Source organism: Streptomyces sp. W16 (genome assembly GCF_033194735.1).
GTDB lineage: Bacteria > Actinomycetota > Actinomycetes > Streptomycetales > Streptomycetaceae > Streptomyces.
The window spans coordinates 1-21,874 of the sequence record NZ_JAWOAI010000116.1 but is presented as its reverse complement, the minus strand read 5'-3'; the positions used below and the strand labels follow the sequence as shown (position 1 = coordinate 21,874).

Genomic DNA, 21,874 nt, shown 5'->3' with positions numbered 1-21,874 from the left:
CCCGCGGAACCTACGGGGCCCCGCGCATCCATGCGGTCCTGCAACGCGAGGGCGAGGACTGCGGACGCCGCCGCATCGCCCGGCTGATGCGCGACGCCGGTCTGCAGGGCCGCCACCGCAGGCGACGCCACCTGACGACCATCCCTGACCCACGGGCCGCCGCCCGGCCCGACCTCGTCGTCCGCAACTTCGCTCCCGACCCGGACGGCCTGGACACCCGCTGGTGCGGTGACATCACCTACGTTCCCACCGAAGAGGGCTGGCTCTATCTGGCCACCGTCATCGACATCGCCTCCCGCCGCGTGGTCGGCTGGTCCACCGCCGACCACCTGCGGACCGAACTGGTCGCGGACGCCCTGAGGTCCGCATGTCGCCGACGTCGTCCCACCCGGCCGGTGATCTTTCACTCGGATCGCGGCTGTCAGTACACCAGTCAGCAATTCGCCGCCCTGGCAACGGAGTTGGGCGTTCGTCTGTCCGTCGGTCGCACCGGGCAGTGCTGGGACAACGCGCTTGCCGAGTCGTTCTTCGCCACCATCAAACGGGAGTTGCTCGACACGCGCTCCTGGCCCAGCCGTGCCGCAGCCCGCACCGCGATCTTCGACTTCATCGAGGGCTGGTACAACTTGCACCGACTGCACAGCAGCCTCGGCTACCGAAGTCCCGCCGAATACGAGACCGCACTCGCAGCCTGACCACCACACCGATGGTGTCCGTCAAAGCGCAACAAGCTCATGGGGCGGGGTGATCGTTCTGACGCACAGTGGGCCCGGCTGGAGCCGCATCTTCCGATGAACGTGGGACGAGGTGGGCGGTGGAAGTGCCATCGCAAGGTGATCAACGGCATTCTCTTCCGTCAGCGCACGGGCCTCTCCTGGCGGGATCTGCCGACGCGCTTCGGGAAGTGGAAGACCTGTCACGACCGGCATCGACGCTGGTCGGCGGATGGCACCTGGGCGAGAGCCCTGCGCGCCGTGCAGGCCGACGCAGACAGGGAGGGTCGCGTCGGCTGGAGCATGGTCGGTGTTGACTCGACTACCTGCCGAGCACGTCAGCGTGCCGCGGGGGGGCTCGAAGGCGTCCGCCCCGGAGTCCGAAGAAGCGTATCCAGCCAGCTCGGCACCACCCCGACGAGGCCCTTGGCCGCTCTAGGGGCGGCCTGACCACGAGGGTTCATCTTGCCGCAGACGGCGGCTGTCGGCCCCTGGCAGTGCTGGTCACGCCGGGCAGTGGGGCGATGCACCTCAGATAATTCCGGTCCTGGAGCGCGTTCGCGTGCCACGGCCGGGCGGCGGTCACCCGTGCACCCGGCCTGATCACGTCAGCGGCGACAAGACACCCCATGCAGCTATCGGTCAAGCAGCCGTCGCGAGCGGAGGCAGGACCGTGGGAGCGAGGCCGATCGACTCGTCGAACTTATGGCGGGTCGTCAGGCGGTGGTGGAGCTGGCCGAGGATGCGGTTGAACAGATTGCGAAGGGCCGCGTGGTAGTCGTCGCCCGTGTCCCGTCGGCGGTTGTAGCGGTCGTGTGCGCCGGGTGAGGCGGTCAGCGCGGCGAATGCCCAGTGCCGGAGCAGGGAGGTCGCGATTCCGGTGCCCGCGCCGACGTCGGCGACGCGGGCACCCACCAGGGAACGGCTCGGGGACTCCTCGACGAAGTCGAGGTGATCATTTCTGGGCACAACCGGAGCCCCCGGCACGGCAGTTGCCGAATCTCTCGGGGCCGAATGGTTCGAGGTCGGCAACACTGGATCAGCTTCGGATACGCCTAGTCCGCCGAGATGACGGCCTGGATCAGGCCCGGAAAGCGGCGGTCCAGATCCTCTTTGCGCAGGCGCATGTACAGCCCGTTCCCGGCATCGCGCTGGTACACCAACCCCGCCTCGCGCAGGACGCGCCAGTGACGGGTGCGACTGGACTTGCCCACCGGCAGATCGAAGGAAGCACACAACCGCTCCTCATCCGGTCCCGCGGCCAGTTCAGCCACGACCCGACGCCGGTTCGCATCAGCCAGCGCCAAAAGGATGGCCCCTACTTCCAGCTCCTCAACGCGAGGATGCGCCAACTCGCCCGCCGCCATCACTCCACCCCTCGACAAGGTACGCGCTGTTGCGTACCTTTCTGCGGGTACGCAACAGTGCGTACCTTACTGCTGCCGGGGGAGCCATGTCTGCACGTGCCTCGTCACGTCGCCACATCCTGTCGCGCATCCGCTCGTCGCTGCGCAAGCTCCTGCTGGCCGAGCACTCACCCTTCATGATCCTGTGACTCTCGGACGAAGCCCCGTACCTGCACCTGCGTGCGGCGCACGGAGTCGGCTCGAACGCGACCACGTCTCGGGACCCACCGACTCGCCCCTGCACAGCCCGAAAACGATCACAGCCGGAGGATCAGCAACAGCCTTTGCCATCCAACTCGGTCCGCCCAGGTCAGCGCGAGACGCACGACCAACTTCGTTGCCAAAGGACAACTGCCCGGCGAGTAGAACCAGACCAGAGAAAATTGGTGGGTCCGGTCCGGAGTCGTGCCGATACAGACGACGACGGAGGTGAGGCTCCATGCCGAATTCCGAATGTCGAATGCCGAACCGAGTGTTCTCGGCGCGCTCACGGATGCGGCGAAGGACGCTGTTTCCTCTGAGTCCATTGCCGTCGTGCTCGCAGCTGGGGACGTCGTCTTGGGTGTGCCGAAACGGCAGACAGGGAGGGCGAGTTGGTCGTCTCGCGGTGGACGTGGTTCGTGGGGCCGGTCCGGCCTGCCGTGGCGTTACGCGATGTGGGGATTGCCGTTCGACGCGCCGAGACCCCCGTCGACGCGGATATGGGCCCCGTTCACATAGCTTGCCGCCGGACTCGCCAGAAACGTGATGACGGAAGCCGCTTCCGCGGGCTCACCGAAGCGCCGCATCGGTACGCGGTTGAGCGCGGCGGCGACGATCGTCTCGCTCTGCAGGAATCCCGCGGTCATGTCGGTGGAGATCATGCTGGGATGAACGGCGTTGACGCGCACGCCTTCCGCGCCGTGGTCGAGCGCCATCGCGTTGGTCAGGTTGGTCACCGCGCCCTTGGCGGCGTCGTAGGCGACCAGGCCCCAGTCACCGCCGAGCCCGGACGCCGAACCGACGTTGACGATGCTGCCGCCCACGGCACGCAGATGGGGGAGCGCGGCCCGGGAGGCGTAGAACACTCCGTCGAGGTCGGTGGACATGACGCGTCGCCAGCCCGCCGCGTCGATGTCGGACACGGTGCCCAACGGCTCGACGGTCGCGGCATTGTTGACCAGCGTGTCCAACCGGCCGTGGTCGTGGGCCACGGCATCCATCAGTCTGGTGATCCCCTCCTCGTCCGAGACGTCACCGACCCGGGCGATCAGCTTCGAGCCCGTCGGCGCCTCGGACACCACTTCGTCCAACTTGGCCTGCGTACGGCCGATGATCACCACCGTGGCGCCCTCGGCGGCGAAGCGGTGAGCGGTGGCCGCACCGATGCCCGATCCACCGCCGGTGACGATGACGACCTTGCCGGCGAACGTGTTCTCAGCCATCGGAAAATCTCAACTCCTCATGTAGCGAAGGGATATGCAGGGGATGCGCACGGGATGCCCATGAAGGGAGAACGCGGTTACGGCAGGGCACCGGTCTGGCGTAGCAGGCTCACCGCGTCGGCGACGGCCCAGTGCTCGAAGAGCTGCCCGTCCCGGTAGTGGACCAGGTCCATCACTCTGAACTCGACCCGGTTGCCGGACGGCGGGACGCCGAACCAGGCGCCGGTGTGACGGCCGCGGAACAGCTTGTGGGTGGCCACGAGATCTCCGTCCCCGACGGAGTGCAGGACCTCGACCCGCAGGTCGGAGAAGGCATCGTGCAGGGCGGCCATGATCGCGCGCATCCCCTCCCGGTCCTCGCGCTGCCCCGGCTCGACGGTGTGATTCCGGAAGCCGGGATGTACGAGCTCGTCGATCAGGCCGAGCCGGCCCCTTTCCTGCACCTGCTCGACGAAGTACCGCATGCGGTCCGCGTTGGACTCCTGGTCGGGTTCCTGGTGGGATCGCTGCCCCATCACGTCACTGCCTTTCTTGCTCCGGCTCGCGGGCATCGGCAGCCCGTGAGGACCACAACGCCGGCGGTGTCCGGTCGGCTCATGAGTAGCTCCTCCTACGCAACTTCCTTGCTGGGCCGGGGGGTTGTCTCTGTCAATGAAGCCTAGGAAGATCGCTGCAGCACAGGCTTGAACCAGAGCGCCATCCCGGCAGAACATCTGCGCCAGATGACGCAGGAGCGACGAAGGCTGGGGACGACCGCAGATGGACCGCACTGGAGCGGAGGCCGACAGGTCGGACCGGGCGCCGTCCGGAGATTCGGGCCCCTCGGCTGCCGGACCGGGAGCGTTCGACGCTTTCCGCAACGGCTGGGAGACGGAGATCGGCGATGGCTTCCCGTTGCCGACCTTCAGCCCGGCCACGATGCGTGACTTTCGGGTCAGGAGCCGCGCCACCACGGTGGGCGACGTGGCGGTCACCGACCTCCACGGCGCGTCGGCCATCCGAACCGAGGGTCCCCTCAACGGAGTCGAGGACCAGGTACGGATGTATGTCGTCCGGAGCGGCTCCTGGTCCCTGGGCGCGCCGCTCACCCGCGACGAACAGACCGTGCGGGCCGGGCAGTTCCTCATCCGTCACATCGGACGACCCCTGCACTTCGAGACGGTGCCCGACACGAGGGCGAAGGTCCTCGTCCTGCCCGCCGCCACGCTCAGACCACTGCTCGGCGAGCGACAGGGCGTCAGCGGTCCGGCGGACGCCGCCGAGGTGCGCCTCCTGGTGGCCCACTCGAACATGATCTACGAGACGGCCGCCGACCTCAGCCCGGCCGGAGTGCAAGCCGCGCACGGCGCGCTCATCGAGTTGGCCAAGGCGGTGGCCAGACGCCGGGTCGACGACGCGGAACCCCAACTGGCCCTGGCACTCGCCCAGGCCGCGAAGGACCTGGCGGACAACCACCTCACCGACCCCGAACTCTCCGGCGCGATGCTGGCCCGCGAACTCAATGTCTCCGTGCGCAGCCTGCAACGGGCATTTGCCGCGGGCGGAGAATCGGTGACCGCCTACATCCGCCAACGCCGCCTGGAAGAAGCCCGACTCGCCCTCACCGCTCCCTACGGCCGCCTGACCGTCTCCGAACTCGCCGCCCACTGGCAGTTCGCGGACAGCAGCCATTTCATCCGGGCCTTCAAGAAGCACTATGGCCGGACGCCGACCGACTATGCGCGCTCTACTTCACCGGTGGAGAACTGATGCGCACGGAGCGCCTGCACTCTGCCTTCCGTCTGAGGTGTACGAGGCCACCCGCTACCGGTCGTCGACCGCTCGGACGGCCCTGACTCCCGCCCGGAATCACACGAACGGGCCGCGGTGAAAGGGTAGTTGGCGTCTTCTCCGCCGACCGTGTGTGAGAAGTGGCCGAGCGTGCTCGTCGGCGTGTCGCGGGGCCCGGGGCGGGGAGTTCGTCCGGCGGGGGCGTGGTGGGTGAGGTGAGGTGACGTGCATGCCGCCGTCGACCGGGAGCACGACTCCCTGGATGTACGAGGCCGCGGGCGAAACCAGGAAGGCAACGACCTCGGCCACCCCTTCGGGCTCGCCAGGCCGCCCGGCCGGCATCGCGGCGCCGTAGACCTCAAGGACGTCGAGGGCGACCTCGTCCGCTCGCGGGGTGCGAATGGCACCGAGGTCGAGGGCGTCGGCCCGTACTCCGCGGCGCCCGTACTCGGTGGCCCACGTCCGCTAGTACGGCGCCGCGGCGCTGTGACCAGCACGTCTATGGGGCCACCTGCCGCAGCCGTGGCGGCCTCTGCGAGTTCACGGACCGCGTCCGCATCAAGGAGGTCGGCTGGAACGAGCGCTGCGGAGCCCCCGGCGTCACGAATCGCCTGACGGGTTTCCTCCCCACGCTTCTCGTCGCGCCCGGTGACCACAACGAACATGCCGGCCCGGGCCAGAATGAGGGCCGTGGTGCGCCGGAACTGTATGGCTGCGGCCCAGGCCCGTGGCAAGGCCCTGGGCCTGGGAGCAACTGCCGTAGATCGAGGCCGGATCGAACGGCATCGAGTGCGTGTGGCGCCCGGCCGTATACGAGGACCACAGTGCCGCGCTGATACGCGCGGGGAGGCGTGGGCCGCCTACAGCGGACGGTCGGCCGGCCTGACGAAGACCTGGGCCATCCCTTCGTGCAGCGGGCGTTCGCCCACGGACAGGAATCCCAGTCGGTCGGCGAACCTGATGCTTGGCGCGTTCTCGCTGTCGACCAGTGCCCATACGGCGGGCAGGCGCAGGTCCGACAGCGCGTAGTCCAGTAGTGACCGGACTGCCTCGGTGGCGAGGCCTTGTCGCCATAGGTCGGGCCGGACGCACCAGCCGGTCTCGATGAGTTCGCCGGGTAGGTCCCGGGCTGGTTGCAGGTGTCCCAGCCCGACCACCTGTCCGTCCAACAGCCAGGACCAGTAGCCCAGTTCCGGTGGGCCCGCGAATTCCAGTCGGCTGGTCACAAGTGCCCGCGCGGCCCGTTCGTCGCTGAAGTCGACCGGGAAATAGCGGCTGGCCTGTGGGTCCGCGAACAGCGCGACAAGTCCCTCGGTGTGGTCCGGGACCAGCGGCGCCAAGGTCAGGCGCTCGGTGGTCAGGACCGGTTGGGCGCGATCGGCGGCTCCACTTCGCATGATCGCCACCCTAGGGGGCGGGTCTCAGGAGCGGCAATGGCCTGCTGCTGGGCCGGCGGGGGTGAGTTGCCGGGTGGTTCGAATGCGGGCTCGGTTATGCGTGGGTGTGTGATGGTTGCCGACTTTGAATGTGCGACGTGTGTGCAACTCGCCGACGAGGAGCGGGAGTTCATGGAGCGGCTTCTGCCGGTAGGCAGGTTCGGCCACGCGGGCTCACCACGCCGCTGTCGGCATGCGGGTCACCACTGGGGAATGGATCGACCGGTTCAGCAACCAGCGCCGCCACTCGGCGATCGGAGGCCCTCTGCCACCGCGCTGCTGGTGTGGGGGTCGACGTGCCGGCTCCGGACGGCCGTGGCGCCGGTGGACCGTACGGAATCGGCCGCGGCCCCACCGGTGTCGGTGAGGCCGACGACGAGGGTGCCGTGCGCCGAGTCGTATCAGGAACCACCGAAGCACTCCGCGGCCCGTTCGGTCCGGGGCGCGAGCTTCGTCGCGTCGGCTTGCCGCTTCAGTCGGAATGCTCCTTCATTTCTGTGTGGGGCAGGAACGGTCCGGATCAGACGAGCCGCCAGAGGTGGTCGGGGGTGCCGTTGTCGTTCCACTGGGTCACTTGGGCGCTGTTGGCCTGGGAGGCTCCGTCGACGGCCATGAGTTTGCCGCTGTGCACGTTGACGATCTTCATCCAGCCGTCGCCGTTGTCGACGAAGCGCCAGAGGTGGTCCTGGGTGCCGTTGTCGTTGTACTGCTGGACGTGGGCGCCGTCGTCGAGGCTCTGGTTGTGGACGGCGAGCAGCTTGCCGGAGTTGCGGTTGTAGATCTTGACGGTGCCGTCACCGTTGTCCACCACCGTCCACAGATGGTCGGCGGTGCCGTTGTCCTCGTACTGGGTGACCTCGGCGCTGTCGGCCAGGGACATGCCGCTGACGGCGAGCAGCTTGCCGGAGTTCTTGTTCTGGATACGTTTCCAGGAGACGGAGTCGGCGGCCGGGGCGTTCATCAGGGCGAGGGCGCCGCCGATCACGGGCCGGTCGGCGAAGCCCCGCTGGGCGCCGGTGGCGACGACATACCAGTCGGTGAACGGCACCCTGGACGGCGTGGTGTTGGCGAAGCCGTAGACACCGTTGACCAGCATGGTGCGGGCGTCGGCGTGGTCGGCCAGCCAGGCCGCGGTCCACAACTCCCAGTCGGTCTTGGTGTAGTCGTTGCGCGGGTCCAGCAGCACGCCGTACGTGCCCGCCTTGGACAGGTACCAGGCGGCCTCCTGCGCGGCCACCCCGGTGGGCACCAGGTCCACGCCCAGCAGGCGGTCCGCGTAGCCGTTGTACTTCAGGCTCCAGGTGCCGTCCTGGTCGTAGGCGAGCTTCAGGTGCGTGCCGGAGGAGTCCTGGGCCAGGGTGACCCACCGGCTGATGTAGCCCCGGGCCACCGTCAAGTAGTGGGCCGCGTCGGAGGAGTTGGACGCCGCCTTGGCGACCACGCTCATCGCGCCGATGCCGATGATGCCCTTGAGCGCGAGGTTGGCGCTGTGCGCGATCCAGCCGGTGAAGTCGTCGGTCTGGTTCTGGTTCTCCGGGTCGAGGGCGTTGGCCACCAGGTACTCGGCCCACTGGTGGAGGATCGCGTAGTGCGTGGTGGCGAAGGAGGCCGCGTCGGCCGCCGGAAGGCGCTGGGCCACGGCCGCCGCCATGATCAGCATGTTCGCGGACTCCTCGATCGGCATGGCCTCCTCGTTGCCGTCCAGATGCCCGGTCGCGTTCGGGTAGCTGGAGCCGAGGTCGTGCTCGGCGTACACCTTGGGCCAGCCTGCGTGCTCCGCGTAGAAGAAGTGCGGTTCGAGCAGTAGCCGCAGATAGGCGGGCGAGAGGTGCAGGTAGGCGGGGGACGCCGGGTAAATCACGTCTACGGTCGAGAAGTTGCCGTTGGAGGAGATCTCCTTGAGCATCGCCCACGGCGAGCCGTTGCGGTCGACGAGTTCCGTTCCGGCCACGGCCTGACGCACCGCCAGGGCGCAGACGGCCGCGTAGTGTTCGCCGGTGTCACCGCCGCCGGCGGCGCTGGCGGCGTCGTCGTGGATCGCCTTGTCGAAGGCGACGGCGGCGCTCAGGGCGGCGGCGCGGTCGCCGTTGAACCAGTCGAGCATGGCGGTCCACGAGCTCCAGTAGTGCGTCCACCACGGGTTCAGGTTGGTGCCGAGGTAGCTCACCGCCGGGGTGCGCACATGGCCGACGACGATCTGGAACACCGCCGAGGGGGCGGAGGCGGTGACGGTGCCCAGGTTCTGGTTGAGGCCCAGCACGGGCCAGCGGTCGTTGATCGCCCGGGGTTGGGCGGTGTCGGAGGTGCCGGCCAGCGTCCCGTTCGCGGCGGACGCCGCCCGTACGACGGTGTCCTGGCCGATCTGCCAGGTCAGCCCGCTCGCGGTGGGGGCGGCCAGCACCAGCGAACCCCACGACGCCTGGTCGTTGTTCTCGGCCAGCACCCCCGGGGAGGACGGTTGGCAGGTCAGGGCGGTCATGCTGCCGGTCGCCTGCTTGGCCCAGGTGACCTGGGTGGAGCTGTCGCCGTGCACCCACTCGGCGGAGGCGTCGACGTGTATGTCGACGGTGTGGCTCGCCCCGTCACTGGTGGCTGCCTGGACGCTGATGTAACTCAGTGGCACGCACTGGCGCTGCAGGTTGCCGAGGTCCACGGGCGAGAAGAAGGTGACCGTCAGTGTGACGCCGCCCCCGGTGAGCGTGAAGATCGACCGGGTGGCCGTGAGCTGCAGCGACGTCTGCGTCATCGTGCTGAGCGCGGGGCCGCCGGGCAGCGCCGGGGCGCCGAGGAACACGTACGGCGTGCCGTCGATCCGGGCGATGCCGGCCAGCGCGGTGATCCGCCCGTTCCAGAAGGTGGGCCAGGTGCCGGCGAGGCTGTCCCCGGCCAGCCAGGTGGTCAGGTACGGGGATCGCACGGCGAGGGGGGTGGCGGGTGGGCGCAGCGGGCTGAACGTCGAAGCGGCGGCGCCGGCAGCCGAGTTGGCGGCACGCGCGGGCGACTCACCGATGCCGAGGCCGCCCATGACACCTGCTGCGGCCACTCCTCCCCAGCGCAGCAGGCCGCGTCTGGACAGCGGTGACAGCCCGGTGGTGAGGGGAGGGCGGTCGTCGTCTTCGGGGTGGGGCATGGAGGCTCCTTCGATGGGCCGACGAGCGTTCGACATCGTTGTCAGCGGGTCGTGCTGACGGGGTGTCACGGAGAACGTTGCTTCGTGCCGACAGAACCGGGGGCGGCGGACGGCCCGGTGTGCGGGGCGGGCCGGCGCATGGGGGATGCTGTGCCAACTGTCTTTCCAGCGAGGGAAAGTGCGGTGTCGATGGATGACAGCACCGCACAGGGCGGGTGTCCAGCCCTCGCGCAACACCCGCCCCGCACGGCCGAGTTCAGGCCAAGAGGCAGTCCGGTCTAGGGGTACGAGGTCACCGTGGACGGCACCGTGTCCGTTCCCGAGGTCGGCGAGCCCGTCTCGTTGATCACGTGCTCGTACTGGCCCTGGCCGCCGAGCGAGACGACCATCACGTCGTGGAATTTCACGCCCGGGGTGTCCGGGACGGCGAATCCGTTGTGCTGGACGATCGTAGGATCGACGTTGAAGTAGCAGTAGCTGCCCAGCCCCCACGCCTCGTGCGTGGACACGGAGTCGGCGACCTTGTAGGCCGCGTACCCCTTGATGTCGCCGTTCTGGATCGCGGCCTGGTTCGGGGCGTCGTACGCCTTCTCGTTCTGGAAGAAGATCGTGCGACCGCCCTGGCCGTTCCACTGGACGTCGTACTTGTTGAAGTGCTCGACGAACAGGCCGGTGGCCAGCACGTTGTCGCCGTTGACGACGATGCCGTAGTCGGCGCGGTTGGTGTCCCAGCCGACGCCGTCGCCGTGGTCGGCGCGCCAGACCCAGGTGTGGTCGATGATGGTGTTGCGGCTGTTGATCACCATGCTGGTCGTGGCCTTGCCGGCGCCCGCGCCGCCGATCCGGACGAACACGTCCTGCACGGTGGTCGGGTTGGCCGAGTGGTCCGCCGACGCTCCCGCGGGGCCGACTTCCAGGAGCGTGTCGGAGTTGACCGTGCCCGCGTCGATCAGGAAACCGGCGAGTCGTACACCGTCGACGTCGGCGACCTTCAGGGCCGTGACTCCGTTGTCGGGGATCAGGGTGGCGTAACCGAGCCCGAGGACAACGGAGTTCGCGCTGTTGACCTGGATCGGCTCGTCGAGGTGGTAGATCCCGGGTGTGAGGAGGAGATGGAGGCCCTGGGTGAGGGCCGCGTTGAGGGTGGCCGCGGTCACTCCGGGCTGGGCGACGTAGAACTGGGTCAGCGGAACCGAGGTGCCCCTGGGCGGGCCGCTGCCCCATGTCGTGCCGCGCGCGTCGGTGCGCAGTTCGGGCAGGAAGACCTTGTAGTCGCTTCCGTCGAGATAGAGGAAGGGCTTCTCGCGGGAGACGGGTGTCGTGTCGAGCGTGGTGTACGGCGGGCTCGGGAAGCTCTGCGCCGGGGCTCCCTCGACGCCCGAGAACACCATGTTCCAGACGGCGTTGAGCCAGCCGCCGACCGAACTGTCGCGGGTGTACCACTGCTGCTGCGAGTACGGCCCGACCGATCCGTCGATCCGGCTGTCGGCGATATAGCCGCCGCTGGCCCAACCGTAGCCGGTGGGGGAGAGGTTGAGGCCGCCGCGTACGTGCATGCGCCGGAACGGAGCGGCCTGCGCGACCGCCCAGCGGTTGGTGCCGTTGACCGGGGTGAGGGCGAGGTTCTCCGCCGAACGCCAGAAGTTCTGGGTGGCGTTGCCGTTGAACCAGCCCGCGTCGACAGTCACGTCCCCGTTGATCGAGGTGTCGTCGGGAGACAGGCCGAGCCCGGCGATCGAGGTGTAGAAGCCGAGTTGGGCATTGAGCCCGCTGTACGTGCCCGGCTTGAACAGCAGTTGATAGCGGCCCGTGCCGAACTGCGCCGTCTCCTGCTGGGCGAATATCTCGTCCAGCTTGGCCTGGATACCGGAGGTCGACGGGTCGAACACGATGACGTTCGGGCCGAGATCGCCACCTCCCGGCAGGTCCAGGGCGCGTTCGGGAGCGGCGGACGCCGACGACGACAGGGCGAGCAGCCCTGGCGCGGCCGCCGCCGCGGCCATGGCGCCGAGAACCGACCGGCGGGCAAGGGGAGTTCGGCCGAAGGGCGAGGCGTCTGCGGGGGAAGGCGGCATGGGGGCGACTCTCCTGTTCAGGAAATGAACGGTGGGGGGAATTGGGAGCGCTCTCTCGCCGATGCATGCTTCATCCGTGTGAACCACGCGTCAAGAGTTGTGACCGGAGTCCCTACTTGTTGTTGCCGAGTGAACATCAATCGGCGGTGGTTTGTTGACGGCGGGTCGGAGTGGCGGTACGCCGGAGACGAGAGCCACAACTCACCTCTGCGGAGCTTGAGATGACCAAGCGGCTGCCGTGTCCACCCGCGCCCGGTCCGTTGGAAGCGCACGCGGCCCGCTTCGGTGATCTGCTGGGGACGCCGGCCCGGTGGCGGGGTTTCGCGCGTACTCGACCGGGCTGCTGCCGAGGGATCGGAACAAGACGCTGACCGGCCTCGACGGCACCGAACCGGTGGTCGGCGCCCAGCATGCGGCGGTGCGGCGGCCGCAGTTCTCCGTGGCCGAGTCGACCTGGGACAGCGAGCGAGTCGACTCGTGCCGCGTGGAGCAGCGACCGCGTCGTGGTCAGCGTCATGACCGGCGTCGCCATCAGCGAGCTGCGCCATACCCTCGGCACCGGCGCCCCCGTGGTGCGCGCCATCCCACTGCCCGCCGCGCGCGAGCGGCAGTCCGTCACCGTGACCTGCCCCTCCCACCCGGCCGTGGACGACCTCTTCGGCCACCTCGGCGGAACGCTCCCCGTCGCGGACGAAGCGACCCTCAACGTCTACCAGGCCCTGACCGCCACGCTGACCACCCACTACTGGTACCTGGCCACGCTCACCGCCTGGGCCGCCCGGCAGGGCATTCCCGCCGAGGACGCCGACCGCTACGTCCGCGGCCTCTTCCAGGGCGTCGGGCGCGCCCTGAGCGACGAGACCCGCTCCCTGCACCAGCTCGCAGCCGACCACGAGGCACCAAAAGGAGCCAACGAACGCATCCGCACCACGTGGTTCGACACAGCCAACGCCGACGCTCTGGGGAAGGCACTTGACGCACTTCTCTCCGACCTCAGGTAGGCAAGTGTGTGGACAAAAGACGGCCAGTCAGCGATGCGCTGCTGCCGCTGCACGTGACTTCCGCAGACGGCTTCGGGCCTCTGTCCGTGGCACTGCACAGTATGAGAAGCCGTTGTCTTTCCGGATGTGATCGTTGAGTTTCCGCTGCTCAGGCATGGTTTCGGTGTCATTGCGGGAGGGTTCGGACGATCAGTTCGTGCTCGGCGATGCGGAGATGACCGGTGACATCGGTGATGGGTTTGCTGGAGGAGCGGGAGGCGGCTGCCCGGGTGCGGGTGGAGGGGCTTCAGGCGGAGGCGGACCGGATTCTGGCGGAACTCGGCCTCGCGGAGACGGTGTTGGAGCGCCGGGTGATCGCGCTGGCGGAGCTCGCCGAGGCCGTGGCCGCTCCTGCTGAACAGGCCGAGTCGACCGTTCCCGGACCGCGCGAGGACGCGGTGGCGAAGGACAGGGTCCCGGTCGCGGGGTCGATCGTGCCGCGGTGGCACCGGACAATGACGGTGGAGGCGCTCTCCGCGGACTACCGGCGGATCGTGGAGCTGGTGGAATCCGGTCCGGGAGAGGTTGAAGGGATCTCGGCGAAGGAGATCGCGGCCGCGCTGGAACTGGAGCTGGTGCCGGCGAAGATCGAGGGGGTGCGCTCTCGGGCGAGGCGTCTGGCCGAGCGCGGCTGGCTGACCGTGTTGCCTTCGGGACGGTTCAAGCCGCGGCAGTCCACCAAGACTGTTCCCGGTCCGGCCGGGACGCCGGGCGGGCGAGACGGCGGATGAGGAGTATGGCCTGCGAGAAGTAGATGAATGCCTCGCTGGACGCAGGCAGCGTCTCGAAGTCCCGCACCAGACGCCGCGAACGCATCAGCCACCCCAGTGTTCTCTCCACCACCCAGCGTTTCGGCAGCACCACGAACCCCTTCATGTCGTCGCTGCGTTTGACGATCTGCACGGTGAGCTGGAGTTCCTCCTTCGCCCAGGTGACCAAGCGGCCCGCATAACCGCCGTCGGCCCACACCAGGCTGATCTTCGGGAACCGCGTCCGCAGCAGGGGCAACATGCCGCGGGCAGCCTGGCGGTCGGTGACGTTCCCCGCCGTCACCAGGACCATCAGCAGCAGGCCGAGACTGTCCGTGATGACGTGCCGGCGCCTTCCGTTGATCTTTTTCGCGTTATCCCGGCACCGGGATAACGCGAAGCTCATCAACGGCCGCAAGCGGCACGCCGTGGTCGACACCCTCGGCCTCCTGCTCACGGTGATGGTCACCAGCGCGGATGTCGGGGACCGTGCGGCGGCCCAGGTCCTGCTGGCTCAGGTCGCCGCCGCGCATCACCTGCTGGCCCTGGTCTGGGCCGACGGCGGTTACACCGGCAGCCTCGTCGAACACTGTCTCGCCGCCCTCGCCCTGGTCCTCACCATCGTCAAGCGCAGCGACGACATGCGCGGCTTCGTCGTGCTGCCCAAGCGCTGGATCGTGGAGCGGTTCTTTGCCCATCTGATGCAAAGCCGCCGCCTCGTGCGGGACTTCGAGCGGTCCACCAGCAGTGCGGAGGCGATGGTCTACTGGTCGATGACTCAGCTCATGACCCGCCGCCTGGCCCGGCCACGCTCTTCGCGAGCGTGAACCGGCCCGGCGCCGACTCGACCAGCCAGCCCCGGGCCACCAGCCGTTTCGCCTTCGACCGCAACGCCTCGATCTTCGCGGGCACCGGGTCCAGGCCGAAGCAGGCGGCCATCTCCTGGCAGGTCAACGGTCCTTGACCGAGACGGTTCCGGTCCGCGAGAACCTGAAGGATCCGCTGGTAGTCCGCCGACAGTGCCGACCAGACCAGTCCCGCACGCCACATCGGCACCACCGATTTCGGCTTCGCGGCCCCCGAGGTCCCGGGCGCTGCGGGCAGATCACCGCGATCCGACCGCTCCTCGCAGGCGTCGTCATCGCCCGGGGCCAGGACCTCGCCGACACGCGAGCGGGCGATGACCCACTCGTTCCACTCCTGCTCGACCACGACCAGCTCAGCCTGGATGCGGTCGGCCTCCTCCCGCAGCTCGTCCATGCGACGGCGAGCGGTCAGCTCACGCTGTTCCAGCAGCCCCACGACCGACGGCATCCCCGACCTCCACCTGAGCGACGACTCGACACGTCACCACTCCCCGAGACCCCCGACCCCATGCTTGACCAGCGGAAACGCAGCCCTCAATGCCGGAAAGACAACAACCACTGACCGCATAGGTTCACCGGGTTGGTGTCTCCGGGGTCTGCGCCGCTTCAGGGAGCGATCGTGGTCGCCCAGGTACGGAACAGCGTGAGGGCCTCGGTGAGGTTTCCGGGGCCGCACGCGGCGTGGAAGGTCTTCTCGGCGGTCCAGGCCCAGACCCAGTCCTGCGTGGTGCGGTTGATTTCCTGGCGGGGGTACTCGCGTTCTTCCAGGTCGGTCTCCTCCAGGTCGATGCTGACGGTCCAGCCGGGGTTGTCGAGCGTGGCGATCTTCACGCCCCACTCGTGTTCCCAGTCACCGTTGCACTGCTGCGCGTACCAGTTCTGCAGCCAGTCAAGAAGAGGCTCCGGATCGCTCATGGCAGGAGATGCTAAGCGAGTCGCGCGCCAGGCTCGGGCGTGGCTGGTCCAACCGGCAGGGAGAAGCGATGGCAGAACCGGTACGAGTGCGCAGACTGACCGACCAGGAGGGGCAGCGGCTGCAGCAGATCGTGCGCCGGGGCAGTACCAGCTCGGTGCGCTACCGCCGCGCGATGATGCTGCTGGCGTCGGCCGGCGGGAACCGGGTGCCGGTCATCGCCCAACTCGTTGCAGCCGACGAGGACACCGTGCGCGATGTCATCCACCGCTTCAACGAGATCGGCCTGGCCTGCTTGGACCCCAAGTGGGCGGGAGGCCGTCCCCGCCTGCTCAACGCTGACGACGAAGACTTCGTCGTCGCGACGGCCACCACCCGCCCGATCAGACTCGGTCAGCCCTTCACCCGCTGGTCGATCCGTAAGCTCGCCGCCTACTTGCGCAAAGTTCACGGACGGGTGATCCGCATCGGGCGCGAGGCCCTGCGCTGTCTCCTGGCCCGACGCGGTATCACCTTCCAGCGCACCAAGACCTGGAAGGAGTCCACCGACCCGCAGCGAGACGCCAAACTGGACCGCATCGAGCACGTCCTGGAGCACTTACCCGACCGCATATTCGCGTTCGACGAGTTCGGGCCGCTCGGGATCCGCCCCACCGCAGGATCCTGCTGGGCGCCGCAGAACCGACCCCATCGGATCCCGGCTACCTACCATCGCACCCACGGCGTCACCTACTTCCACGGCTGCTACTCGATCGGAGACGACACCCTGTGGGGCGTCAACCGCCGCCACAAGGGCGCCGCGCAGTCCCTGGCCGCGTTGAAGTCGATCCGCGCCGCCCGCCCCGACGGTGCACCCATCTACGTGATCATGGACAACCTGTCAGCTCACAAGGGCGCCACGATCCGGGCCTGGGCGCAGAAGCACCGGGTAGAGCTGTGCTTCACCCCGACCAACGCCTCTTGGGCGAACCCGATCGAGGCCCACTTCGGGCCCTTGCGGCAGTTCACCCTGGCCAACTCCCACCACCCCAACCACACTGTCCAGACCCGCGCACTGCACGCATACCTGCGCTGGCGCAACGCCAACACCCGCCACCCCGACGTCCTCACAGCCCAGCGACGAGAACGCGCCCGAATCCGCAGCGAGAAGGGCCTGCGCTGGGGAGGACGCCCCCGTGCCGTCGCAGCATGACCCGCAACCCGGTGAACCTACGCGGTCAGAGCACTAGGCACCCTCGTGCCAGGTGGATACGCGCCAGCCTCGATGCGGCGTTGGACCGTCTGCGCGAGGCGTACGTACTTGGGCGCATCCACTTCGTACGCCATGAACGCCACCAATCAGAATTGGGCAAGTCGACTGGTCAACCAGACTACCCATCGTGCAAGGCGAACCTCACCGCTGGACGCCGTGGCACCAGGGCAGCTGTAACGAAGTGGGATCATGGACTCGGGCGCGGGGGCGCACCCGAGCTGTGAAGGACCCCCGCCGTGGGACGCCCCGACAGAGCCGCGCGTGCGGCCATCGCGCGCCGCCGCTCGGACGCCATCGATCTACGCCTCGCCGGTGTGGACTGGTTGACGATCGCCCGCAAGCTCGCCGCCGACCCGGCCGTCAACTCCGATGGCATCGCCTACCCGCAGGGGTACGGAGTCGAGCGGTATCGCAAGAACCAGGACCCGCCCACCAACGAGGCCCTGATTCATACCGCCTGCCGGGACGTTCGCACCGCGCTCGCCGACCGCCGCGCTGAACTCAACGACGACGTAGACGAGTTGCGCGCGCTGGAAGCTGACCGCCTCGACCGGCTGTTCTTCGTCGCCTACAAGAAGGCCGTCCGGGACCAGGACCTCGGCGCCATCGACCGCACCCTGCGGATCATGGAACGTCGCGCCCGGCTGCTCGGCCTCGACATGCCCGTACGTACGGAACTGTCAGGCCCGGACGGCGGACCGGTCCAGGTCGAGGACGTAACCGTCGACGAACTCGACGCCCTGATCGCGCTCACCGATCCGGACGGCGAATGACCCCGCGCGACCACGAAAGCGTTATAGCCCACTACAAGACCCTTCCGCCCGCGCAGCGCCGCACCATCGCACGGGCCGCATCTCCCACGCTGCGCGCCGAGTTGGTGCGCGTCGAACGCCAACTCGCCATGGACCGCTCGCCAGGCGCACTCGCCGCCGTCCTCACCGGCGGGCGCGAGATGCAGGCCCCGCACCTGGATCTCATCGACCGCGCGTTCATCGACATGGCCGCAGGCCGATGCGACCGCGTGATGCTGACCATCCCCCCGCGGCACGGCAAGAGCCGACGGGCCTCCCGATGGGCGCCCCTCTGGTACCTGCGGCGCAACCCCGGCCACCGCATGATGATCGCCAGCTACTCCGCTGACCTGGCCGACGACCACGGCCGGTGGATCAGGGACGCCATCAACACGTGGGACGACGACCTCGGCATCCAGCTCAAGGCAGGCAGCCAGGCCGCCAACCGCTTCGACATCGTCGGCGGCGAAGGCGGCCTCCTCGCGGCCGGTATCGGCGGCGGCCTCACCGGACGCGGCGCACACATCGCCATCGTCGACGACCCGGTCAAGGACATGGCCGACGCCGACAGCCCCACCATGCGCAAGCGCGCCTGGGACTGGTGGACTTCGGTACTGCAGACCCGACTCGAACCCGTCGGCGCCATCTGCCTCATCCAGACCCGGTGGCATGAGGACGACCTCGCCGGACGCATCCTCGCCACCGAGCGTGACGCCTGGCGGGTCATCGACCTGCCCGCCATCGCCGACAGCTCCGACGACCCGCTCGGCCGCGCTCCTGGTGAGGCGCTGTGGCCCGAACGCTTCGACGTCACCCACCACGCCAAGACCCGCAAGCGAGTCGGCGAACGTGTCTGGGCCGCCCTCTACTTGCAGAAGCCTCGGCCGCCGGAGGGAGGCGTCTGGAGGCGGGAGTGGATCGAGACCGCCCGTATCAACGCCGTCCAGTTCTCCGGCCTCGACATGGCGCGCATCGTCGTCGCCGTCGACCCCGCCGGCGGAGAGTCCACGGTCGGCGACGAGACGGGCGTCATCGGCGTCGGCCGCGACTTCGACCGGCAGCTGTACGTTTTGGCCGACCGATCCGGATCGATGGGCGCCAACGACTGGGGCCTGGCCGCATGCCGTCTCGCCCTCGAACTCAAGGCCGACGCGATCGTGGTCGAGAAGAACTACGGCGGCGACATGGCGCGGCAGATCGTCACCCAGGCGTGGGAGCAGCTGCGCCGCGAGGGCGTCACCAAGGGCCTGCTCATGCCCATGATCCTGGAGGTCACCGCCAAGGTCGGCAAACGCCTCCGCGCTGCTCCCGTGGCCCAGCTGTACGAACAGCAGCTCGTACACCACGTCGGCGAATACCCCGAGCTGGAAGGCCAGATGGTCACCTGGGTCGAGGGAATGGACAGCCCCGACCGTATGGACGCCGCCGTTCACGGACTGACCGAACTGGCCGACCCCGACCAGCTCGATACCCTGCCCGCCGACACCGATGACGATCGCTTCGACGGTCGCCGATGAGCCTGTCCCACCCCTGCGGAAACTGCCCCAAGAGGAAACTGCCCGGCAGTTAGGGCTTGCTGCTTGTTGGAGCCGTGGGGACATCGATCCACTCGCCTTCAAACTGCTTCCCGGAGCCGATCTTGACTACCGGCCTGATGCGAGTGACGCCTTTCTCGTTGAAGCTCTTGACCACGGGACGCTCTTGAACCATCCAGGACACCTCATGCAGCCCGTCCAGCGTGACGGGCAAGGGCGCGGAACCCGGCTCGTGATTGATGATGACGGAGCCCATGCCAGCCGAGTCCTCGAACCACCAAGTCGTCACCTGGCAAGATCCGCGCCCCTTGTTGGCCGCGGTGATGCAGATGACGGGTACTGGTGAAGATCCCACCGAGATCACGTTGAGGAAAGACACCGTCGGTTTCACGTTGGCCCCTGACCAGCGCCAAGAGACGAAGTTCCACGTGATCGTCACAAGGCCAGATACGAACGTGGAGATGCCGATGATGACGAGGACGATGCTGGTCCACGGGATCTGTTGCGTTGTTCCTGCTGTTGACATGAGCTCAATCCCCAACTGGGTGAAACTGGAACGGAAGTCTTACCACGCATCAGCCTTCCGATTAGGCGGATTGTGATTCCCGGGCTACGACGATGCCGTACCCGCACGGAGAGAGGCGGGCACGACAAGGCCGTAACCTGATCTTGCGGCGCGGGGCCGACTGCCGGAGGGGCACTGTGGGCCTGCGCGAGCTGATCACCGACGTCTGGAGCTGGCTGGACTACAAGCCAGCCATGTCCGACCCGCGCCGACCGGGCCGTAACACCTGGGCGGAACTCACCCGCTCCTGGGTGCCCGACGAGGACCTACGACGCCTGGCCGCCTACCGGCTCCTGGCCGCGTACGACTCCAACCAGGCTGGCCAGTTCGCCGCCCTGACTGGCGCTGACGAAGCAGGCATCGAGCGGAGGGAACTCGGCGACGCCTCCAAGCTGGTCGACACCGCGCTCGGCTACCTCCTCGGCTCCCAGCAGGTCATCAGCGTCGCGGGCGCGGAGCACACCGACGACGAGCCGACCGCCGAGGCGGCCGCGGCGCTGGCCGTACAGGACAAGCTCAGGGCGTGGGCGGAGAAGGAGCTGCTGCCGCTGCGCCTTCAGCAGGCCGAGCGAACCGCCATCCTGCTGGGCGACGCCGTCTACGCTCTGGCCTGGGAACCCGCGAAAGGACGGGCCCTGCTGCGCACTTGGGACCCGGGCCTGTACTTCCCGGAGTGGCCGGAGGACGGAGAGCAGGACGGAGCCGAGTTCCCGCTGCGCGTTCACCTGGCGTGGGAACTGCCCGAGGACAAACGGCGCGGGCTCAAGACGAGGCTTCGGCGCGTCACCTACGAACTCGGCCCGATCAACCCAGCCAGTCGGCGCGGCGCCGCGAAGGACGGCAGCCCGGCACGCGAGTATCTGTACACCGACAGCGGCGACCCGATCCTGGTGAAGGGCGACGCACGCAACGCCGACACCGGCATCATCACCCGCGCATACCCGTGGGCGCCTAACCGGCCCTCACCGTGGACGTGCTTCCTCACCGACGCGGAATGGGACCTGGACGACCTCATACACGCCGACCTGCTGTACGACTTGCCGATGCACAAGGCCCGGTACCGAGTCCGCTCGGACGGCGAAGTCCTCGACAGGCTCGACCTGATGGTGGACTTCATACCCGTCGTCCACATCACGAACAGCATCCCTGCCAGTGGAGAGCACTGGGGGAAGCCGACCGTGGCCACCGTCCTCCAGGCCCTGGACGAGCTGTCCGCGACCGACACCGACGGCTCCGGCGCGTCGGCCACCACCGGCTCGCCGATCATCGGCCTCGCGGGAGCCCGGTTGCCCATCGACCGAGCGACCGGCCAACCGCTACCAGTGAAAGTCCGGGCTGGGACGGTGTGGCAGCTCAACGACAACGGGCGCATGGACGTCCTCGACACTTCGGCCCAACTCGCCGAACTTCGGGCCCGCGTCGACCACATCCTCGACCGGATCGCAGCGAACAGCCGCCTCACCGCCGCCGGCCTCGGCATCCTAGATCCCACCGCGCTGCCGTCCGGGTACGCACTACAGCTCGCATTGGGCCCGCTCGACTCGCTCGTCGCCGCCATGCGCCTGGTCCGTGACCACAAGTACGCCGTACTGCTGCGCATGGTGCAGCGTCTCCACCAAGCCGGACAGGCCGAAGGCTGGCCCGCAGGGGAATCTCTGCCCACACGGCTGATGTGGGGACCGCACACCCCTACCGATCGCGCCGCCGTCCTCGACGAGGTGGTCAAGGGCGTGAGCGCGGGTGTGCTGTCGGTCGAGACCGGCGTTCGGATGCTTCAGGACGCCGGATACCCCATTGATGACGCACAGCAGGAAATCGAACGGATTCAGGCCCGAGCCTTCGATGCAGCCTCCCGGCTCGCCGATGCGACAGGCGACAACGCCGCTGTACGCGCATACCTCGGACTGCCCGAGAGCGCCTCGGACGTTCCAGCGGTTCCGCTCGTGCCGTCGCAGTGAGCGCCACATTGTACGTACGTAGATGCGGGGTCGCCAGCCGACCGGCAAAGAGTCACCCGATCAGCCTAATCGGCGAGCACCGGTGCCTCTGTACGCGCACGCTGGGTTTGTCGAAGGCGGCCATTACTGAGCTTGAACGCGGGTTGTCGTAGCCGCTGACAGAGCTTGATCCTCGCGGTACGCCGTCTCTTATGAGGTATGCGCAGGGTGGTGGTCTGTCGGACGAGCGCCGGCAGTTCCGTGAGGGGATC

At 68.3% G+C, this 21,874-nt stretch carries 20 protein-coding genes and 4 pseudogenes; 11 read left to right on the top strand and 13 right to left on the bottom strand.

Annotation, left to right across the window (positions count from 1 at the left end):
• On the top strand, positions 1–695 hold a 695-nt coding region (locus tag R6V09_RS17805; RefSeq protein ID WP_317882394.1), incomplete at its 5' end, for an IS3 family transposase.
• 39 nt (positions 696–734) lie between these two features.
• Positions 735–1,335 (top strand): annotated as a pseudogene (locus tag R6V09_RS17800) (IS5 family transposase); the annotation flags it as partial.
• A 20-nt stretch (positions 1,336–1,355) separates the two neighbouring features.
• Here the strand turns inward: R6V09_RS17800 and R6V09_RS54635 are convergent.
• From R6V09_RS54635 to R6V09_RS17775, 4 genes are all read right to left on the bottom strand, one after another.
• Positions 1,356–1,682, bottom strand: coding sequence for a hypothetical protein (locus R6V09_RS54635; RefSeq protein WP_442810077.1), 327 nt, complete (start codon positions 1,680–1,682; stop codon positions 1,356–1,358).
• An 86-nt stretch (positions 1,683–1,768) separates the two neighbouring features.
• Complete coding sequence (locus tag R6V09_RS17785) at positions 1,769–2,080, bottom strand: ArsR/SmtB family transcription factor (RefSeq protein ID WP_266645521.1); 312 nt, start codon at positions 2,078–2,080, stop codon at positions 1,769–1,771.
• A gap of 686 nt (positions 2,081–2,766) precedes the next feature.
• Positions 2,767–3,543: an SDR family NAD(P)-dependent oxidoreductase gene (locus R6V09_RS17780; RefSeq protein WP_317882393.1), complete on the bottom strand. Its 777-nt coding sequence runs from the start codon at positions 3,541–3,543 to the stop codon at positions 2,767–2,769.
• A 77-nt stretch (positions 3,544–3,620) separates the two neighbouring features.
• A complete protein-coding gene (locus R6V09_RS17775) occupies positions 3,621–4,058 on the bottom strand; it encodes an ester cyclase (protein WP_317882392.1) in 438 nt (145 codons plus the stop codon).
• 244 nt (positions 4,059–4,302) lie between these two features.
• On the opposite strand from R6V09_RS17775, the gene R6V09_RS17770 reads away from it, so the two are divergent.
• Positions 4,303–5,292 carry a helix-turn-helix domain-containing protein gene (locus R6V09_RS17770; RefSeq protein ID WP_317882391.1) on the top strand — a complete coding sequence of 330 codons (990 nt, stop codon included), beginning with the start codon at positions 4,303–4,305 and terminating at the stop codon, positions 5,290–5,292.
• A gap of 99 nt (positions 5,293–5,391) precedes the next feature.
• Here the strand turns inward: R6V09_RS17770 and R6V09_RS54630 are convergent.
• From R6V09_RS54630 to R6V09_RS17755, 5 genes and pseudogenes are all read right to left on the bottom strand, one after another.
• Positions 5,392–5,766: pseudogene (locus R6V09_RS54630) on the bottom strand (SDR family oxidoreductase); the annotation flags it as partial.
• 44 nt (positions 5,767–5,810) lie between these two features.
• Positions 5,811–6,047 (bottom strand): annotated as a pseudogene (locus R6V09_RS54625) (SDR family NAD(P)-dependent oxidoreductase); the annotation flags it as partial.
• 126 nt (positions 6,048–6,173) lie between these two features.
• A complete protein-coding gene (locus tag R6V09_RS17765) occupies positions 6,174–6,710 on the bottom strand; it encodes a GNAT family N-acetyltransferase (RefSeq protein ID WP_317882390.1) in 537 nt (178 codons plus the stop codon).
• A 559-nt stretch (positions 6,711–7,269) separates the two neighbouring features.
• Entirely contained in the window at positions 7,270–9,879 is a 2,610-nt protein-coding gene (locus R6V09_RS17760; protein ID WP_317882389.1) for a glutaminase domain-containing protein, read from the bottom strand.
• 278 nt (positions 9,880–10,157) lie between these two features.
• Positions 10,158–11,954, bottom strand: coding sequence for a coagulation factor 5/8 type domain-containing protein (locus tag R6V09_RS17755; protein ID WP_317882388.1), 1,797 nt, complete (start codon positions 11,952–11,954; stop codon positions 10,158–10,160).
• 221 nt (positions 11,955–12,175) lie between these two features.
• Between R6V09_RS17755 and R6V09_RS54620 the strand changes: the two are divergent.
• The 3 genes and pseudogenes from R6V09_RS54620 to R6V09_RS17745 form a co-directional block, all read left to right on the top strand.
• Positions 12,176–12,444 (top strand): annotated as a pseudogene (locus tag R6V09_RS54620) (IS701 family transposase); the annotation flags it as partial.
• A 25-nt stretch (positions 12,445–12,469) separates the two neighbouring features.
• Complete coding sequence (locus R6V09_RS17750) at positions 12,470–12,955, top strand: hypothetical protein (protein ID WP_317882387.1); 486 nt, start codon at positions 12,470–12,472, stop codon at positions 12,953–12,955.
• Positions 12,956–13,176: 221 nt separating this feature from the next.
• Positions 13,177–13,725, top strand: coding sequence for a hypothetical protein (locus tag R6V09_RS17745; RefSeq protein WP_317882386.1), 549 nt, complete (start codon positions 13,177–13,179; stop codon positions 13,723–13,725).
• Here the strand turns inward: R6V09_RS17745 and R6V09_RS17740 are convergent.
• On the bottom strand, positions 13,655–14,182 hold the full coding sequence (locus R6V09_RS17740; RefSeq protein ID WP_317882385.1) for a transposase: 528 nt from the start codon (positions 14,180–14,182) through the stop codon (positions 13,655–13,657). The genes R6V09_RS17745 and R6V09_RS17740 overlap by 71 nt on opposite strands.
• Between R6V09_RS17740 and R6V09_RS17735 the strand changes: the two genes are divergently transcribed.
• A complete protein-coding gene (locus R6V09_RS17735; protein WP_317882384.1) occupies positions 14,172–14,570 on the top strand; it encodes a transposase in 399 nt (132 codons plus the stop codon). The genes R6V09_RS17740 and R6V09_RS17735 overlap by 11 nt on opposite strands.
• Here the strand turns inward: R6V09_RS17735 and R6V09_RS17730 are convergent.
• A complete protein-coding gene (locus R6V09_RS17730) occupies positions 14,527–15,057 on the bottom strand; it encodes a hypothetical protein (protein WP_317882383.1) in 531 nt (176 codons plus the stop codon). The two genes, R6V09_RS17735 and R6V09_RS17730, sit on opposite strands and share 44 nt — an antisense overlap.
• A gap of 158 nt (positions 15,058–15,215) precedes the next feature.
• A complete protein-coding gene (locus R6V09_RS17725; RefSeq protein WP_317882382.1) occupies positions 15,216–15,524 on the bottom strand; it encodes an immunity 53 family protein in 309 nt (102 codons plus the stop codon).
• A gap of 68 nt (positions 15,525–15,592) precedes the next feature.
• Here R6V09_RS17725 and R6V09_RS17720 point away from each other — a divergent pair, with 68 nt between their 5' ends.
• The 3 genes from R6V09_RS17720 (at position 15,593) to R6V09_RS17710 (ending at position 19,082) form a co-directional block, all read left to right on the top strand.
• The gene (locus tag R6V09_RS17720) at positions 15,593–16,714 is read left to right on the top strand and encodes an IS630 family transposase (RefSeq protein ID WP_317882381.1); all 1,122 of its coding nucleotides are present in this window, start codon (positions 15,593–15,595) and stop codon (positions 16,712–16,714) included.
• 296 nt (positions 16,715–17,010) lie between these two features.
• The gene (locus R6V09_RS17715) at positions 17,011–17,547 is read left to right on the top strand and encodes a hypothetical protein (protein WP_317882380.1); all 537 of its coding nucleotides are present in this window, start codon (positions 17,011–17,013) and stop codon (positions 17,545–17,547) included.
• Positions 17,544–19,082 carry a terminase large subunit domain-containing protein gene (locus tag R6V09_RS17710; RefSeq protein ID WP_317882379.1) on the top strand — a complete coding sequence of 513 codons (1,539 nt, stop codon included), beginning with the start codon at positions 17,544–17,546 and terminating at the stop codon, positions 19,080–19,082. Before R6V09_RS17715 ends, R6V09_RS17710 begins: the two co-directional genes overlap by 4 nt.
• Positions 19,083–19,131: 49 nt before the next feature.
• Here the strand turns inward: R6V09_RS17710 and R6V09_RS17705 are convergent, their stop codons facing one another.
• Positions 19,132–19,626, bottom strand: coding sequence for a hypothetical protein (locus tag R6V09_RS17705; RefSeq protein WP_317882378.1), 495 nt, complete (start codon positions 19,624–19,626; stop codon positions 19,132–19,134).
• Between the two features lie 176 nt (positions 19,627–19,802).
• Here R6V09_RS17705 and R6V09_RS17700 point away from each other — a divergent pair, with 176 nt between their 5' ends.
• Entirely contained in the window at positions 19,803–21,623 is a 1,821-nt protein-coding gene (locus R6V09_RS17700; RefSeq protein WP_317882377.1) for a hypothetical protein, read from the top strand.
• Positions 21,624–21,874: the final 251 nt, after the last annotated feature.